Raw genomic sequence first — 2066 nt, 5'->3', positions numbered from 1 at the left:
GACGCATCTTCACGTCTTCCCGTTCAGCCCGCGCGGCGGGCGTGCCCTCGCGCGGGCTGAACGGGAAGACGTGAAGATGCGTCAGGCCGCATTCCGCGACGATTTTCTCCGAGTTTTTGAACATCGCCTCGGTCTCGGTCGGGAAGCCGGCGATGATGTCGGCTCCGAAGACGATGCCGGGACGGAGCTTCCGCACGTCCTCGCAGAAGCGGATCGACTGATCGCGCAAATGCCGGCGCTTCATGCGCTTCAGGATCATGTCGTCGCCCGATTGCAGCGACAGATGCAAATGCGGCATCAGCCGCGGCTCGGTGGCAATCGCGTCGAGCAGCTCGTCGTCGGCTTCTATGGAATCGATCGACGACAGCCTCAGGCGCTTCACCTCGGGCACCTGGCGCAGGATCGTCTTCACCAGCTTCCCAAGCTTCGGGCTGCCCGGCAAGTCGGCGCCGAAGCTGGTCATGTCGACGCCGGTAAGCACGATCTCGGCATAGCCGTTGCCTGCGAGACGCTTGACCTGCTCGACCACGGCGCCCATCGGCACCGAGCGCGAATTGCCGCGGCCGTAAGGAATGATGCAGAAGGTGCAGCGATGGTCGCAGCCATTCTGCACCTGCACGAAGGCGCGCGCCCGGCCCTCAATGGCGTCGACCATGTGGCTCGCCGTCTCGCGCACCGAGAAGATATCGTTGACGCGCGCCTTCTCGGTATCGTTGACGCCGAAGTCCGGCAGCGCGCGGTAGGAGTTCGCCTTGAGCTTCTCCTCATTGCCGAGCACCAGGTCTACCTCGTCCATGGCGACGAAATTCTGCGGCTCGGTCTGCGCGGCGCAGCCGGTGACGATGATGCGCGCTTCAGGGTTCTCGCGACGGACCTTGCGGATCGCCTGCTTGGCCTGGCGCACGGCTTCGGCGGTGACGGCGCAGGTGTTGAAGATGACGGCGCCGCCTTCCAGCGCGCCGAGGCCGGCGCTTTCGGCCTCGCGGCGCATCACCTCCGATTCATAGGTGTTGAGGCGGCAGCCGAACGTGACCACGTCGATACCGTTGCCGATAGGCCCTTCGGGCGCCGGGCCCTTTTGAAGAGCGGACATCAGGCGGCGCTTTCGGTGTCGCGGGCCCAGGCGCCGGTCGAAGGGTCGAAGCTGCCGGAAAACTCCCATTCGGCGGCGCCGGTCAAAATGACGTGATCGTCGTCGCGCCACTCGACATTGAGCTCGCCGCCGCCGGGCGTGACCAGCGACACGCTGCGGCCGGTGCGCTTGGTGCGGGCGGCTGCCACCACGGCGGCGCAGGCCGCGGAGCCGCAGGCCTTGGTGAGACCCGCGCCGCGCTCCCAGGTGCGGATGAACATCGTCTCGGGCGAGGTGACCTGAGCGATGGTGATGTTGGCGCGCTCGGGAAAGATCGGATGGTTCTCGAGCAGCGGACCGAATCGGTCGAGCTCGTAGGACCAGACGTCGCGGTCGACCCAGAAGATCGCGTGCGGATTGCCCATCGAGACGACCGAAGGCGAATGCAGCACCGGCGCATCGATCGGGCCGATCTGCAGTTCGATCATGCGAGTGTCGCGGAACTCCTCGGCAAGCGGGATCTCCTGCCAGCCGAAACGCGGCTTGCCCATGTCGACCGAGATCGAGCCGTCGGCATGTTCCTGAGCATTGAGAATGCCGGCGCGGGTTTCGAAGGTGAAGGTCTTTTGGCCGGTCTCGGCCGCAAGCGCCTGCACGACGCAGCGCATGCCATTGCCGCAGGCCTGCGCACCGGTGCCGTCCGAATTCAAGATGTCGACGTAATAAGCAGTGCCGGTCGTGCGCGGATCATGGATCGCCATGATCTGATCGAACTTGGTCGCCGCGTCGGCATTGAGGGCAATCGCCGCGGCTGCCGTCACCTTGTCGGCACGGCCGCGCATATCGGCGACGATGATCTCGTTGCCGATGCCGTTCATCTTGGCGAATGGGGCAGTGCCTGCCATCTAACCGGTCGTTCCAATTCCGTTTGGCGCTATATGGCGGAAACGGGCGGGAATTACCAGTGCAACGCGACTCCCGGCCAGGACGCGGC

The 2066-nt window shown here is 65.2% G+C and carries 2 protein-coding genes; both read right to left on the bottom strand.

Annotated features, from left to right (window positions below):
• A partial coding sequence (mtaB, locus tag EOA60_RS30425; RefSeq protein WP_128312430.1) for a tRNA (N(6)-L-threonylcarbamoyladenosine(37)-C(2))-methylthiotransferase MtaB occupies nucleotides 1–1093 on the bottom strand: 1093 nt, incomplete at its 3' end.
• Nucleotides 1093–1977, bottom strand: coding sequence for a diaminopimelate epimerase (gene dapF / locus EOA60_RS30420; protein WP_127335757.1), 885 nt, complete (start codon nucleotides 1975–1977; stop codon nucleotides 1093–1095). The genes mtaB and dapF, both read right to left, overlap by 1 nt.
• Between the last annotated feature and the right edge of the window lie 89 nt (nucleotides 1978–2066).

The organism is Mesorhizobium sp. M1A.F.Ca.IN.020.06.1.1, assembly GCF_004023265.1.
Lineage (GTDB): Bacteria > Pseudomonadota > Alphaproteobacteria > Rhizobiales > Rhizobiaceae > Mesorhizobium.
This window is presented reverse-complemented; position numbering and strand designations above follow the sequence as displayed.

What these genes read in the sequence shown, in the direction of transcription:
- dapF (WP_127335757.1), bottom strand. Translation starts at nt 1,977, where the DNA reads ATGGCAGGCACTGCCCCATTCGCCAAGATGAACGGCATCGGCAACGAG.